Origin of the sequence: Rhodococcus sp. BP-261 (assembly GCF_019835205.1) — a bacterium.
GTDB classification, from domain to species: Bacteria; Actinomycetota; Actinomycetes; order Mycobacteriales; family Mycobacteriaceae; genus Rhodococcoides; species Rhodococcoides kyotonensis_B.
In genome coordinates, this window is sequence record NZ_JABUCO010000002.1 from 378,332 (window position 1) to 391,891 (window position 13,560).

General features: G+C 64.8%; 12 protein-coding genes. 9 read left to right on the top strand and 3 right to left on the bottom strand.

The window, feature by feature from the left end; translation table 11 throughout:
• Window positions 1-37 precede the first annotated feature (37 nt).
• Genes HQ354_RS04025 through HQ354_RS04040 form a run of 4 tightly spaced genes read left to right on the top strand, consistent with a single transcriptional unit; the run spans window position 38 to window position 3,754 of the window.
• Complete coding sequence (locus HQ354_RS04025; RefSeq protein WP_222634241.1) at window positions 38-1,003, top strand: iron ABC transporter permease; 966 nt, start codon at window positions 38-40, stop codon at window positions 1,001-1,003.
• A complete protein-coding gene (locus HQ354_RS04030; protein ID WP_222634206.1) occupies window positions 1,000-1,758 on the top strand; it encodes an ABC transporter ATP-binding protein in 759 nt (252 codons plus the stop codon). Before HQ354_RS04025 ends, HQ354_RS04030 begins: the two co-directional genes overlap by 4 nt.
• A gap of 39 nt (window positions 1,759-1,797) precedes the next feature.
• The gene (locus HQ354_RS04035) at window positions 1,798-3,120 is read left to right on the top strand and encodes a competence/damage-inducible protein A (RefSeq protein ID WP_222634207.1); all 1,323 of its coding nucleotides are present in this window, start codon (window positions 1,798-1,800) and stop codon (window positions 3,118-3,120) included.
• 40 nt (window positions 3,121-3,160) lie between these two features.
• Window positions 3,161-3,754 (top strand): GNAT family N-acetyltransferase, encoded by a 594-nt coding sequence (locus HQ354_RS04040; RefSeq protein WP_114330884.1) that lies wholly within the window; start codon window positions 3,161-3,163, stop codon window positions 3,752-3,754.
• Between the two features lie 27 nt (window positions 3,755-3,781).
• On the opposite strand, the gene HQ354_RS04045 is transcribed toward HQ354_RS04040, so the two are convergent.
• Genes HQ354_RS04045 through HQ354_RS04055 form a run of 3 tightly spaced genes read right to left on the bottom strand, consistent with a single transcriptional unit; the run spans window position 3,782 to window position 7,195 of the window.
• Window positions 3,782-4,777 (bottom strand): LLM class flavin-dependent oxidoreductase, encoded by a 996-nt coding sequence (locus tag HQ354_RS04045; RefSeq protein ID WP_222634208.1) that lies wholly within the window; start codon window positions 4,775-4,777, stop codon window positions 3,782-3,784.
• A 44-nt stretch (window positions 4,778-4,821) separates the two neighbouring features.
• Entirely contained in the window at window positions 4,822-6,354 is a 1,533-nt protein-coding gene (locus HQ354_RS04050; RefSeq protein WP_167679080.1) for a long-chain fatty acid--CoA ligase, read from the bottom strand.
• A 37-nt stretch (window positions 6,355-6,391) separates the two neighbouring features.
• Entirely contained in the window at window positions 6,392-7,195 is an 804-nt protein-coding gene (locus HQ354_RS04055) for an SDR family NAD(P)-dependent oxidoreductase (RefSeq protein WP_068431400.1), read from the bottom strand.
• A 191-nt stretch (window positions 7,196-7,386) separates the two neighbouring features.
• On the opposite strand from HQ354_RS04055, the gene HQ354_RS04060 reads away from it, so the two are divergent.
• From HQ354_RS04060 to HQ354_RS04080, 5 genes are all read left to right on the top strand, one after another.
• Entirely contained in the window at window positions 7,387-8,007 is a 621-nt protein-coding gene (locus HQ354_RS04060; RefSeq protein ID WP_167679082.1) for a TetR/AcrR family transcriptional regulator, read from the top strand.
• Window positions 8,008-8,112: 105 nt separating this feature from the next.
• Entirely contained in the window at window positions 8,113-8,397 is a 285-nt protein-coding gene (locus tag HQ354_RS04065) for a DUF1490 family protein (protein ID WP_068431406.1), read from the top strand.
• A gap of 43 nt (window positions 8,398-8,440) precedes the next feature.
• Window positions 8,441-10,582: a cation-translocating P-type ATPase gene (locus tag HQ354_RS04070; RefSeq protein WP_222634209.1), complete on the top strand. Its 2,142-nt coding sequence runs from the start codon at window positions 8,441-8,443 to the stop codon at window positions 10,580-10,582.
• Between the two features lie 87 nt (window positions 10,583-10,669).
• Window positions 10,670-13,057 (top strand): molybdopterin oxidoreductase family protein, encoded by a 2,388-nt coding sequence (locus tag HQ354_RS04075; RefSeq protein WP_167679084.1) that lies wholly within the window; start codon window positions 10,670-10,672, stop codon window positions 13,055-13,057.
• Complete coding sequence (locus HQ354_RS04080) at window positions 13,054-13,533, top strand: hypothetical protein (RefSeq protein ID WP_167679086.1); 480 nt, start codon at window positions 13,054-13,056, stop codon at window positions 13,531-13,533. Before HQ354_RS04075 ends, HQ354_RS04080 begins: the two co-directional genes overlap by 4 nt.
• Window positions 13,534-13,560 lie beyond the last annotated feature (27 nt).

The following is a 13,560-nucleotide window of genomic DNA, read 5'->3' on the forward strand; positions in this document are numbered from 1 at the left end:
TCTCCCCGTCGTCATCGGAAGCGGGCTGGCGCTACTGCTGCTGTCCGTTGCCGTGGCGATGACACTCGGGCCGGCGAACGTGTCGTTGGTCAACGTCCGCGACATCGTGACCAATCATCTCGGACTGACCGACATTCCGGTCAAGGTGTCCAAGAACGCCATCGTCTGGGAAGAACGTCTGCCTCGAAGCCTGGTTGCTGCGGCATGCGGCAGCGGTCTCGGCATCTGCGGCGTCATCATGCAGTCCCTCTTGCGCAATCCGTTGGCCGATCCGTTCGTGCTCGGCATCAGTTCCGGCGCGTCCACCGGAGCGGTGATCGTCGGAGTTCTCGGAGTCGGCGGGGCAGCACTGGGGTTGTCCGGCGGTGCGTTCATCGGCGCCCTGGTGGCGTTCGGTCTCGTTCTCTTGCTGGCGAACCTGTCCGGAGGAAACCACGACCGCGTCATTCTCGCGGGTGTGGCCAGCACGCAACTGTTCTCGGCCCTGACATCGTTGGTCATCTTCGCCTTCGCCGACTCCGACGAGACTCGGGGCGTCATGTTCTGGTTGCTCGGATCGCTCGAGGGCGTCCGGTGGAACGACGTCGTCCTGTGCGCGGCAGTCGTCGCGGTTGGCGTCGGCATCTGTTTCTACTACGCGTTCGTGCTCGACGCGTTCAGCTTCGGCAACGAGGTCGCGTCGTCGCTCGGAATCGACGTTCGCACAGCACGAACGGCGCTCCTCGTCGTCACGGCACTGATCACCGCGACGCTTGTCAGCGTTGCAGGCGCCATCGGGTTCGTCGGCCTCGTATTGCCGCATGCTGCACGGGTTCTCGTCGGACCCCGTCACCAGCGACTGATTCCGGTGACCGCGGTCATGGGTGCCGTGTTCATGGTGTGGGTCGACGCCGTCTCACGCGTCGCGTTCGCCCCGACGCCTCTGCCTGTGGGAGTCGGCACCGCACTCGTGGGTGTTCCCGCGTTCATCGCCATCCTCGCCCGACGGAAAAGGTCGACGTGACACTCGCAGCTACCGACGTACGCTGGCAGCGCGGCGCAGCACTCGTCGTCGACGGCGTCTCCCTCACGCCCGAGCCCGGCGATACCGTCGGCCTGCTCGGCCCGAACGGATCCGGCAAGTCATCGCTTCTGCAGCTGATGAACGGTGCGGTGAAACCGACCTCGGGTGTGGTCACGCTCGACGGCGCGGACATGAACGCGGTGCGTCGTCGCGACATCGCGAAAGTGGTTGCGGTCGTGAGTCAACACGCCGACACCGACTTCGATCTCACCGTCGCCGACGTCGTCCGACTCGGCCGAATCCCCCACCGCGGCGCATTCGGCGGAAACGCCACGGCAGACCAGCGTGCCGTCGACGCCGCTCTGGCGCACACCGGCCTCACCGACAAAGCACACCGGCTGTGGCATCAACTGTCCGGTGGTGAACGGCAACGTGCACAGATCGCCCGAGCACTCGCGCAGGAACCGCGGGAATTGTTGCTCGACGAGCCGACCAATCACCTCGACATCCAACACCAACTCGAATTGCTGTCACTGGTGTCCCGGTTGCCCATCACGAGCGTCGTCGCGCTGCACGACCTCAACCTGGCGGCGATGTTCTGTACCAAGGTCATCGTTCTGTCACAAGGCCGGGTCGTCGCAACCGGAATTCCGTCCGAGGTGCTGACCGAAGAACTGATCGAAGAGGTCTACAACGTGCGCGCCCGGGTTCAGGTCGACGACGACCGACGGGTTTTCATCCGGTTCGGAATCTGAGATGCGCGACCGACCGACGGTCGGACGTAAAGTCGAACGATGACTGTGCGAGCGGGTGTCGTTGTCACGGGAACGGAAGTTCTCTCCGGACGGGTCACCGACAGAAACGGCCCGTGGGTGGCCACGCAGCTACTGGAGATGGGCGTCGACGTCGCGCACATCACCATCTGCGGGGATCGGCCCGGTGACCTGACCGCCCAGCTCCGATTTCTCGCCGATCAGCAGGTCGACCTGATCGTCACCACCGGGGGCCTCGGTCCGACCGCCGACGATCTGACCGTGGCGACGGTTGCCGCCCTGTACGGCCGGGAACTGCACGTCGACGTCGAACTCGAGGAACGCATCCACGCAATCGTGCAGCGATGGCGAAGCCGACTGAGCTCGTCGACCGACTCCGAACCGCTACGGGCGGGGATCCGCAAGCAGGCTCTGGTTCCACACGGTGCCGAGTCCATCTCGCCGACGGGAACGGCACCCGGCGTAGCGATGCCCGCCGACGAATCTCGTTCACTACCTGCCGTTCTCGTATTGCCGGGCCCGCCTCGCGAACTGCAGGCGATGTGGCCGGATGCCGTCGAGAGCACACCGGTCGCCGAGGTACTGGCACGCCGAGCGCGGATCCGGCAAGACACCATCCGCGCCTATGGGCTGTCGGAGGCCGACCTTGCCGCGACGCTGCGGACGGCAGAGAGCCGGATGACGGGATTCGACGATCTGGAGATCACCACCTGCCTACGGCTCGGGGAGCTCGAAATCGTCACCCGATACGAGGAGTCCGCGGCGGACACGTATTCGACTCTGGCAGGCCTCATCGACGACGCCCATGGCGCACAGATCTTTTCGACCGACGGGTCCACCATCGACGACATAGTCGCGCGTCACCTGGCTGGGCGCCGGATCGCCACGGCAGAATCGTGCACGGGCGGGATGATCGCCGCCCGGCTCACCGATCGCGCAGGCTCGTCGGCGTACGTCGCAGGCGGCGTGGTGTCCTACGCCAACGAGGTCAAGACGAGCCTCCTCGACGTCCCCGCCGGCATTCTCGACGAGCACGGTGCCGTGAGCGAGCAGGTGGCGGCAATGATGGCGGAAGGCGCGCTGAAGACGATGGACGTCGACGTCGCAATCTCCACGAGCGGGATCGCAGGGCCAGGGGGCGGCACCGAGGCCAAACCCGTCGGCACCGTGTGCATCGCACTCGCGTTCGCCGACCGGCCCACCATCGCCCGGACGCTGCGTCTCCCCGGCGACCGAGCCAGTGTGCGTTCGCTTTCCAACACCGCGGCGATGCACATGCTTGCCGACGCGTTGTCACCTGATCATCGAGTGGAGGCCGGTCTCCGGTCGTCGGAGCACACCTGATCGACCACGTCACCGTTGCGTTCACGCTACGCTGTGGCGCGTGAGTTTCTCGGTCCGGCCGGCAACGTCGTTCACCGACCTGAGTACCGTACTCGGGCCCAAGAACCCGTCGTCTTCGGTGTGCTGGTGCCTCAGTCACCGACTCGACGCCAAGACGAACAAGGCACTCGTCGGTGTGCAGCGCGGCGCCTACGTCGAGACGTTGACTCACCGAGACGTTGCACCGGGAGTGCTCGCCTATGCCGGTGACGAGGTCGTCGGCTGGGCTGCGGTGGCGCCGCGGTCCGAACTGCCGTTCGCTCGGTCACGGAAGATACCGCACGTCGACGCGTCGGCGGTCTGGACGGTGTGGTGTATCCGGGTCCGCCCGGGATACCGCAAACGGGGCGTTTCGCACGTCCTTCTCGACGGCGCCGTCGAATTCGCTGCACACCACGGTGCGCCGGCGCTGGAGGGATATCCGGTCGACAACAGGGGTGAGAAGGTCGATCCGACGATGGCCTACGTCGGAACCCGCAGCTTGTTCGAAGCATCGGGCTTCGTGTTCGCGGCCGAGACGTCCGCGGTCTCCGGTGGATTCACCCGGGTGGTCATGCGCAGACAACTGCACGGGCAGCCCGCGTCGCGACGGTAGATGATGCGACGCGGGCTACGCCGTGAGCTACACCGCCTCGATCTTCGGCAGGATGTCGTTCTTCAGGCGCTTCATGTCGTCCATCGTCTTCGGCGTGGGGACATCGGCGAAGGGCGGCCACACGAGAAGCTTCGTCAGGCCCGCTTCGCGGTACTGTTTGAGCTTGTCGGTCACCTGACGTTCGGATCCGACGAGCAGGTTGGTCGCCTTACCAGCCGGGGTGTCGTCCATGTCGACGTCGGTGATCACGGTCCAGATCATGGTCGCGATGTCGAGGTCGTCGACCGTTCGTGCCGTGTCGAGTTTGTCGAGTTCCGTTGCGATTCCGGCGCGCCAGGTTGCGATCTCTTCGGGAGAGTCCTGAATGCCGATCCAGCCGTCGAGACCGTACCTGGCGACTCGCTTGGCTGCGCGTTCGGCGTCCTTGAGACCGCTGAAATACATTGGCGGACGCGGAGTCTGCAGCGGCTTCGCTCCGAATCCGCTGGGGCCGAAATCTGCGAACTCGCCGTGGTACTCGAACACATCGTTGGCCCAGATGCCCTGCAGGATCTCGATCGTCTCTCGCAGGTGTTGATGGCGACGCGGGAAAATATGACTCGCGCTGGCGGCTGCGAATTCCTCTGGCATCCAACCGGATCCGACTGCGACGTTGAGTCGACCGTTGCTCAGGTGATCGATCGTCGCCAGTTCGGCGGCCAAGACGCCCGGTGCGCGGTACGGGGTGTCGATGATACTCATCCCGATTCGAATGGTGCTGGTCTTGGCCGCCAGCCACGGCAGCAACGGGAAGCCCTGTAGGAATTCACCCCGCGAGGACACGGGCAGTTGCTTGGGCAGCTCGTGCATCATCCCGAAGGCGTATTCCATCTCGGCGCGGTCGGAGGCCTCCGGGACGATGATTCGGTCCAGGGTCCAGACCGACTCGTACTCGAGTTCCTCCGCCAGGCTGGTGAGGTCCTCGAGTTCGGCGACGGTGATCTTCTCGCGGAAGTTGGGCAAGTACAAAGCAAGCTCGAACATGTGTGTTCCTCCTCGTGAGGTCTGTATGGATCGATGGGTGCGGCTCAGTCGGCGACCAGGGTCGACCTGATTTCGGTCTTGAGAATTTTCCCGACGGTCGAGCGCGGGAGGTCAGGCCACACCTCGATCTGCTTGGGCGCCTTGACCGATCCGACCCGATCCTTGACGAAGGCGATGAGTTCACTCGGCGCCGGGGACGCACCCTCGTGGAGCAGGACCACAGCAGTGACGCGCTCGCCCCACTTGTCGTCGGGCAAACCGATCACTGCGCAGTCACGGACGGCATCGTGGGCCATGAGCGCCTGCTCCACCTCGGCGGAATATACGTTGAAGCCGCCGGTGATGATCATGTCCTTGGCGCGGTCGACGATGAAGAGCAGACCGTCGTCGTCGAGGTAGCCGATGTCGCCGGTGTGGTGCCATCCGTGCGCCGACGCAGCGGCGGTCGCTTCGGGATTGCGGAAGTATCCGGCCATCACCAGCGGTCCGCGGACGCAGACTTCGCCCCTGGCCCCCGTCGGGACCGGGTTTCCGGCTTCGTCCAGAATCGCCACCATCACCAACGGCGACGGGTAGCCGGCGCTCGTCAGGCGTGCGTCGTCGATGCTCCCGTCGGGGCGACGGTGTTGAGCGGGCGACAGCGTCGAAATCATCATCGGCGCCTCGGACTGGCCGAACAGCTGTGCCATCGGGCCGATCCGTTCGAGCGCTTCGGCGAGGCGTGCGCTCGAAATGGGCGCCGCCCCGTACCAGAAGCATTGCAACGACGACAGATCCGTCGCGTCGAGCCTCTCGTGTGCCAGTGTCATGTAGATCAACGTGGGCGGCAGAAAGGTGTGTGTGATCCGGTGACGCGCGACCAGCGCAAGGAACTCGCCTACGTCGGGATGGTCCATCACGACTATCTCCCCACCCAGCGCCATGATGGGGAAGCACAACACCCCGGCCGCATGAGTGAGCGGTGCCAGCGCGAGGTACCGGGGACGGCCGACGAACGGATACTGCATCAGCACGATCGATGTCATCGTCTGCAGATTGCCGTCGGTGAGCATGACGCCCTTGGGCTTGCCGGTAGTACCGCCGGTGCCCACGAGTGCGACGACATCGTCGGCAGATGTCGCGTCCGGCGCATCGTCATCGGCTGCCGCGGCGAGCCAGTCGTCGAAACCCTCAGCGACACTGTCGGACTCGCCGAACCGCACCAAGGTGGTGAGCCTGGACAGCCGGGGCGCGATCTCGGCAACCAGTTCGTCGAACGCCGGCTGGAACAGTAGCGTCGTGCAGTCGAACAAGTCGAGCAAGTCGGCGTTTTCCTGTGCAGCGTTCCGCGGGTTGATGGGGCACCAGACCGCCCCCGACCGGGCGATGCCGAACACACACGCGAACGACGTCGGGTGGTTGGCCGAAAGAATCCCCACTTTGTCCCCGGGCATCACGCCGGCCCGTCTCAACGACCGGGCCACCGATTGCGACAGAGCGACGACGTCTCCGTACGACAAGGACTCGCCGTTCAGCGTGAGACACGGCGCGTCCGGGCCGAGGGACGCACCCTTGTCGAGGTAGAAAGCAAGCGTCACAAGGGAACTCCCGCCGTCGAACTGGCGGACACGCGGTTCACATCCCCATCCCGCCGTCGACGGGAAGTCCGGCACCGGTGATGAACTTGGCGGCGTCGGAAGACAGGAACACCACGGCGTCGGCCATGTCGTCGATCTGGCCGAGACGCCCCAGCGGAGTGAGCTCCGCGACCGCGCCTGCGGCGGCCTCCGGCGACTCGAACAGTCCCAACGCTGCCGTCTCGACAGCAAGCTTGTTGCCCATGGCCGTCGGCGTGAGTCCCGGATAGATCGAGTTGACGCGCACGCCGTATCCGAGCTTGCCGGATTCAGCCGCGGCCACCCTGGTCAGACGATCGATACCCGCCTTGGACGCCGAGTAGATCGCGATACCGGGGAACGCGATCGTCGCCGCGACCGAGGCGATGTTGACCACCGAACCACCGGCGCCGGCTGCCCCACCCGGGCGCATGGCCCGGAAGGCGTGCTTGATGCCGAGCGCCGTCCCCAGGATGTTCACGGTCAGCAGCGCCGACGCTGCTTCGGCGTCCAAGTCGACGAGGAGGTCGGTCACCTCGACACCGGCGTTGTTGACGACGATGTCGAGTCCGCCGAGCGCGGCCACGGCCGCCGACGTCGCTGTCTCCCACCCCGCGTCGTCACGGACGTCGAGGTGGAAGTACTCGGCTTTGGCGCCCGTGGATCGAAGGTTGTCCACCGTCTCTCGGCCCAGGTCGTCGTTGATGTCCGCGACGGCGACCGCCGCTCCCGCTTGCGCCAACGCTGAAGCCATACCGGCGCCCAGCCCTTGTGCGGCCCCGGTGACGAGGGCCGTTCGGCCGGAAAGGTCGTAACTGGTCATGAATGTGCCTCTTTCTCGACAGACCGCAACGCGACGGTGCAACACCCGGCATCGTTCTGGATAAATGAGATCGTCGTCACATTACGAGTCTTATTTGACAACTGTCAAGGATTTTGGACAGGTGTCCAAATCGGCCTCCACGACGTACCTGAGATGCACACCAGCCCTGACTAGCGCCGTACACTCGGTCGATGACCAATGCCACGCAACTGGACGCGCGGACGGGCGCACGCGGCCCGGAGAAGTTCGCGGCACGGCGCGTCGAGCTTGCTACAGCCACCCTCATCACACTCGCCGAGCTGGGGTACGCACGCACCAGCCTGCGCGAGATTGCACAGAACTCGTCGTTCTCCCATGGAGTGCTGCACTACTACTTTCGAGACAAACTCGACCTCATCGCCGAGGCTGTGCGGATCTACGAGGGTGTGTGCGTCACGCGATACGACGAGGCAGTCGCCTCTGCGACTACGGCCGAGGAACTTCGGCAGATGTTCTCGACGATGTTCGTCACGACGCTGCAGTCCGATTCCTCGTTACACCGGCTCTGGTACGACTTGCGTAACCAGACCCGCTACGAAGCATCGCTGCGCGCAGAGGTGAGCGAGATCGAAGCCAGGCGAACCGACATGGTGTGGAACGTCGTGAGCCGCTACTGCGAATTGCGTGGTGAACCAGCTCGGCTGCCCCAGCAGCTGATCTACCTGACATTCGACGGGATCGCCCAACAAGGCCTGGACAACCTGCTCGACGGCACCGACCCAGACATGACGCGTTCGCAGACCCTTCTCGAACAAGCCTTCGACGCAATCTGACCGAATCATCCGGTGTCGGTAGGCGCCATGCCCGAGCCACCGCTACGCTGAGCTATCGACAACGATTGTCAGCAAGCGGCAATCTCGACCGAGGGAGTACGAACCATGGCGTTTCCGATCATCGTCGCGAAAGCAGTATCGACGGTCGTGACCGGTGCGGTCGGCGTCGCCGCGTACAACGGTGCGAAGAAGTTGTACGAGAAGGCGCCTGTTCGTAAGGTCGCGGTGTCGGTCACCGAGGTCGGACTCCGCGCAGCACGAAAAGCCGAGGTACAGGCGGAGTCCGCGCGTCTCGCGGTGTCCGACGTCGTCGCCGAAGCTCGGGATCGCCTCGGTGAGGACGTGCCTCCTCCCGTGGTATCCGAGACCGGACACGGACATTCGCACTGACACCGGGCATACCGTGTCGACTTCGGTTGTATCGCAACACGATGTGCTCCCGACAGGGTTCGAGATTCTGTCCGACGCGGCCGGCCGGATACGGCTACGCGTCGACTGGTTGAAGTCGAGCCCTGGACGCGCGGTGGCCATCGAGGATCACGTCGACAAAGTCCACGGCGTCCGCGCGGTGCACGTGTATCCGCGCACTGCGTCTGTCGTCGTGTGGTACTCGCGCGCTCGCCTCGACCGCGCGGAGTTGTTCTCGGCTGTCGCCTCCGGCCGTGACACGGCTTGGGCACTGGTGCCTGCGCGCAGTCCTCGTTCTGCCGACGTCACCAACGGCGACGTCCTTCGCATGACCATCGGCGGCGCTGCGCTGGTCCTGTTGGGACTGCGGCGGTACGCATTTCGACGCCCGCCGATTCTGGGCCCGACCAGTCGAGTCGTTGCGACGGGCGCCACGATCTTCACCGGCTATCCGTTCCTGAAAGGCGCGCTGCGATCTCTGGCAGGCAATCGGGCAGCAGGTACCGACGCACTGGTCAGCGCGGCAACCGTTGCCAGCCTCGTGTTGCGGGAGAACGTCGTCGCTCTGACCGTTCTGTGGCTGCTCAACATCGGCGAATACCTGCAGGAGTTGACGCTCAAGCGAACCCGGCGGGCCATCTCCGATCTGCTCAGCGGCACCCAGGACACCGCGTGGATCCGGCTCGCCGACGGCTCCGAGATCTCGGTCGACGTCGACCGTCTCGAAGTCGGTGACGACGTCGTCGTCCACGATCATGTCGGCGTTCCTGTCGACGGGATGGTGGTCGACGGCGACGCGGTGATCGACCAGTCGGCGATCACGGGTGAAACGCTGCCCGTGTCGATCACCGCCGGCGACCGCATCCACGCCGGTTCTGTCGTGATTCGTGGCCGTATCGTCGTCAGGGCGTCGGCCGTGGGGCGTGACACCACGATCGGCCGCATCATCGCGCGGGTCGAGGAGGCACAGGAGGACCGTGCGCCGATCCAGACCGTCGGCGAGAACTTCTCGAGGCGTTTCGTTCCTGCGTCGTTCATCCTGTCGGCGCTGACGCTTCTGGTGACCCGTGATGTGCGCCGTGCGATGACGATGCTGCTCGTCGCATGCCCCTGCGCGGTGGGCTTGTCGACGCCCACGGCGATCAGCGCGGCGATCGGAAACGGTGCTCGGCGAGGCATTCTCATCAAGGGCGGCTCGCATCTCGAGTTGGCGGGCCGCGTCGATGCCGTGGTGTTCGACAAGACGGGGACGTTGACCGTCGGCCGCCCGGTCGTCACGAACGTCGTGTCCTTTCACGACGCCTGGGAACCGGAGCAAGTTCTCGCATACGCCGCGAGTTCGGAGATCCATTCGCGTCATCCGTTGGCGGAGGCCGTCATTCGCTCGACGGAGGAACGCCATATCGCAATTCCTCCGCACGAGGAATGCGAGGTCCTCGTCGGCTTGGGAATGCGCACGGTCGCCGATGGGCGGACACTGCTTCTCGGCAGCCCGTCGCTCCTGCGCAGCGACAACGTCGACGTATCGGAGAAGGCAGCCGATTGGGTGTCACGGTTGCAGCGCGAGGCCGAGACTCCCCTGCTCCTCGCGGTCGACGGGACGCTGGTCGGTCTGATCAGTCTGCGAGATGAGGTGCGCGCCAACGCATTGCGCGTCCTGAACGAGCTACGCGCCGACGGGGTGGAACGCATCGTCATGCTCACCGGTGATCACCCGGAAACGGCGGCTGCAGTGGCTGCCGAACTCGGCATCGACGAGTGGCGGGCCGAGGTCATGCCGGACGGGAAATTGGAAGCCGTACGCGAGCTGCAGGAAGCGGGCTATGTCGTCGCCATGGTGGGTGATGGCACGAACGACGCGCCCGCGCTGGCCGTCGCCGACATCGGTATCGCAATGGGATTGGCGGGGACCGATGTCGCCGTCGAGACCGCGGACGTCGCACTCGCCAGCGACGACCTGGACCGACTACTCGACGTCCGCGACCTCGGCAGGCATTCGGTGTCGGTCATCCGACAGAACTACGGAATGTCCATCGCCGTGAACGCCGTCGGCTTGATCGTCAGCGCCGGAGGCGCCCTCTCCCCCGTGCTGGCGGCAATTCTGCACAACGCTTCCTCGGTTGCGGTGGTGGGCAACAGTTCCCGGCTCATTCGTTACCGACTGTGAGCGTTACTCGACCATCGGTTCGTTCACCCGTGAGGACCACGTGTCGGAGCGGTGTTTGCAGGCAGGTACCGCGGGTACGCGCACGTCGTGACTACTGTGAACCGGATCACCGAGCCGTGGGGTGAGCGCACCCCCTTCTCCCGCGGCGAGCGGTGGCCGGTACGCGTGGACACTCATCTTGCCGACGGAGTGTCCGACGCGGACGTCGACGCCTGGGTTCAATCGGCGTCGCTTCTGCACAGCAACGGCGATGCCATGGACATCGCGGTCAAGGACGGCTCCATCGTGGGGGTTCGTGGTCGGGCCGACGACCGGGTCAACCACGGCCGTCTCGGACCCAAAGACCTCTACGGGTGGCAGGCCAATGCGTCACGCGATCGTCTCACGACACCGCTGATTCGCGTCGACGGTGAACTGGTGGAAACCGACTGGGACACCGCGATGAACCGAATCGTCGACCGCAGTCGCGCCCTGTTGGACGAGCAAGGGCCCAGTGCGCTCGGCTTCTACACGAGCGGGCAACTGTTCCTCGAGGAGTACTACACCCTGGGAGTGATCGCACACGGGGCGATCGGCACGAACCACGTCGACGGCAACACCCGCCTGTGCACGGCCACCGCGGCGGAGGCCCTGAAGGAATCGTTCGGCTGCGACGGGCAACCCGGAAGCTACACCGACGTCGATCACGCCGACGTCATCGCGCTGTTCGGTCACAATGTCGCCGAAACCCAGACGGTGTTGTGGTCACGCATCCTCGACCGACTCGCGGGAGAGGATCCACCTCGCATTCTGTGTGTCGATCCTCGTCCCACCCCCGTCGCCCGGGCAGCGACCATCCATCTCGCGCCGTTGCCCGGCACGAACGTGGCGTTGATGAACGGGCTCTTGCATCACGTGATCGCCTCCGGGTGGATCGACAAGGACTACATCGACGCGCACACGGTCGGCTTCGACGAACTGTCTTCGCGCCTCGCCGATTACACCCCCGAACGGGTCGCCGATATCTGCGGCGTGTCCGCGGACGACATTCGCAGTGCTGCCGAACTGGTCGGTACCGCGGACCGTCTGCTTTCGACGGTTCTGCAGGGTTTCTACCAATCGCATCAGGCCACCGCCGCCGCGGTACAAGTGAACAACCTGCACCTGCTGCGCGGCATGCTCGGCAAACCCGGGTGCGGGCTATTGCAGATGAACGGGCAACCCACCGCCGAGAACACTCGCGAATGCGGTGCCGACGGAGACCTCGCGGGCTTTCGAAACTGGTCCAACAACACGCACGTGCAACAGTTGTCGCAGTTGTGGAACCTCGAGATGCACAGCATCCCGCACTACTCCCCTCCCACCCACGCCATGCAGATCTTCCGCTACGTCGAACAAGGTTCGATCCGCATGCTGTGGGTCAGTGCCACCAACCCGGCGGTCTCGCTACCGGAGCTGTCCCGGATCCGATCCATTCTGTCTCAGCAGCGCCTGTTCCTGGTGGTTCAGGACATATTCCTCACCGAGACAGCCGAACTCGCCGATGTGGTTCTCCCGGCCGCGACCTGGGGCGAGAAGCTCGGTACTTTCACCAATGCCGACCGAACCGTCCACCTGTCCGACAAAGCCGTCGAACCGCCCGGACACGCGCGCGCCGATCTGGACATCTTTCTGGACTACGCACGTCGAATGGACTTCCGAGACAAGGACGACAATCCGTTGCCTCATTGGCAGGACCCGGAATCCGCATTCGAAGCGTGGAAGAAAGCCAGTGCGGGACGCCCGTGCGACTACACCGGGCTCACATACGCACAGTTGCGCGGCGGCAGCGGAATTCAGTGGCCCTGCACTGCGGATCGGCCGAACGGCACCGAGAGGCTGTACGAGAACGGTCAGTTCTTCGCCTCCCCTGACTACTGCGAGAGCTACGGCAAGGACCTCGTCACCGGCACCCCCGTCGAACCGACCGAGTATCGCGCGATGAACCCGGACGGAAAAGCGATCTTCAAAGCCGCCGAGTATCTTCCGCCGCATGAACGGCCGAGTGTCGAGTATCCGTTCGCGTTGATCACCGGACGCACCCTGTACCACTTCCACACTCGAACCAAAACGGCGCGCGCTCCGCAGCTGCAGGCCGCCGCGCCACAGGTATGGGTGGAAATGTCCGCGGGGGACGCGCGCGAGCATCAGATCTCCGAGGGCGATCTGGCGAGGGTGCGCTCCCCTCGTGGGCACATCGACGCTCGTGTCCGAATCACCGATATTCGGCCCGGAGTTCTGTTCGTGCCGTTCCACTACGGCTACTGGGACTCGCACGACGGCGGAAGACACGAGAGAGCCGCGAACGAAATGACCATCACCGACTGGGATCCTGCGTCGAAACAACCGATCTTCAAGACCTCCGCTGCGGACATCGACCGCGTGGCGGGGTCCTCCAACGACACGACGGCGACTCGGCCGCCGTTCGAGAAGTCGAGAAACGAGGCCAGGTCATGAAGATTGCGTTGGCGCTGCGAGAACTCCATCGCTCCGAGGCCAAACTGACACGGATCCTGTCGACCATCGCCGCCCGCCACCGCGTCGAACCGGAAGTCCATCACGTCGCCCTCGACATCCGCGGGTGGTCGATCGACCATCTCGCAGCCCTGGCCGAACATGGGCGGCACTACGAACTCGACCTCGACGCTGAACCTCGCACTGCGGCACTCGGTACCGCTGTGCAAGAACAGATCAGCACCCTGCTCGGCCGACGACCCGAACCGGCCCTGGTGCTGCTGATGGATCTCAGGCATCTGCACCGTGCCGCCGCCGGGGTGTCCCTCGATTGGGAGCTGCTCGCGCAGGGAGCGCAAGCGGTCGGCGATACCGACCTGATCGACCTGTGCCAGCGCTGCCACCCCGACACTCTGCGGCAGATGCGATGGGCGAACGGGATGCTGAAGACACTTTCACCACAGGTGCTCGCAAGCTGAAGCAACTGAAGTCGTTGCGAGACGGAT

Bases quoted from the DNA above. Each gene is read 5' to 3' on its own strand.
- HQ354_RS04035 (WP_222634207.1), top strand. From the start codon at position 1,798: ATGACTGTGCGAGCGGGTGTCGTTGTCACGGGAACGGAAGTTCTCTCC.
- HQ354_RS04045 (WP_222634208.1), bottom strand. From the start codon at position 4,777: ATGTTCGAGCTTGCTTTGTACTTGCCCAACTTCCGCGAGAAGATCACC.
- HQ354_RS04055 (WP_068431400.1), bottom strand. From the start codon at position 7,195: ATGACCAGTTACGACCTTTCCGGCCGAACGGCCCTCGTCACCGGGGCC.
- HQ354_RS04060 (WP_167679082.1), top strand. From the start codon at position 7,387: ATGACCAATGCCACGCAACTGGACGCGCGGACGGGCGCACGCGGCCCG.
- HQ354_RS04065 (WP_068431406.1), top strand. From the start codon at position 8,113: ATGGCGTTTCCGATCATCGTCGCGAAAGCAGTATCGACGGTCGTGACC.
- HQ354_RS04080 (WP_167679086.1), top strand. From the start codon at position 13,054: ATGAAGATTGCGTTGGCGCTGCGAGAACTCCATCGCTCCGAGGCCAAA.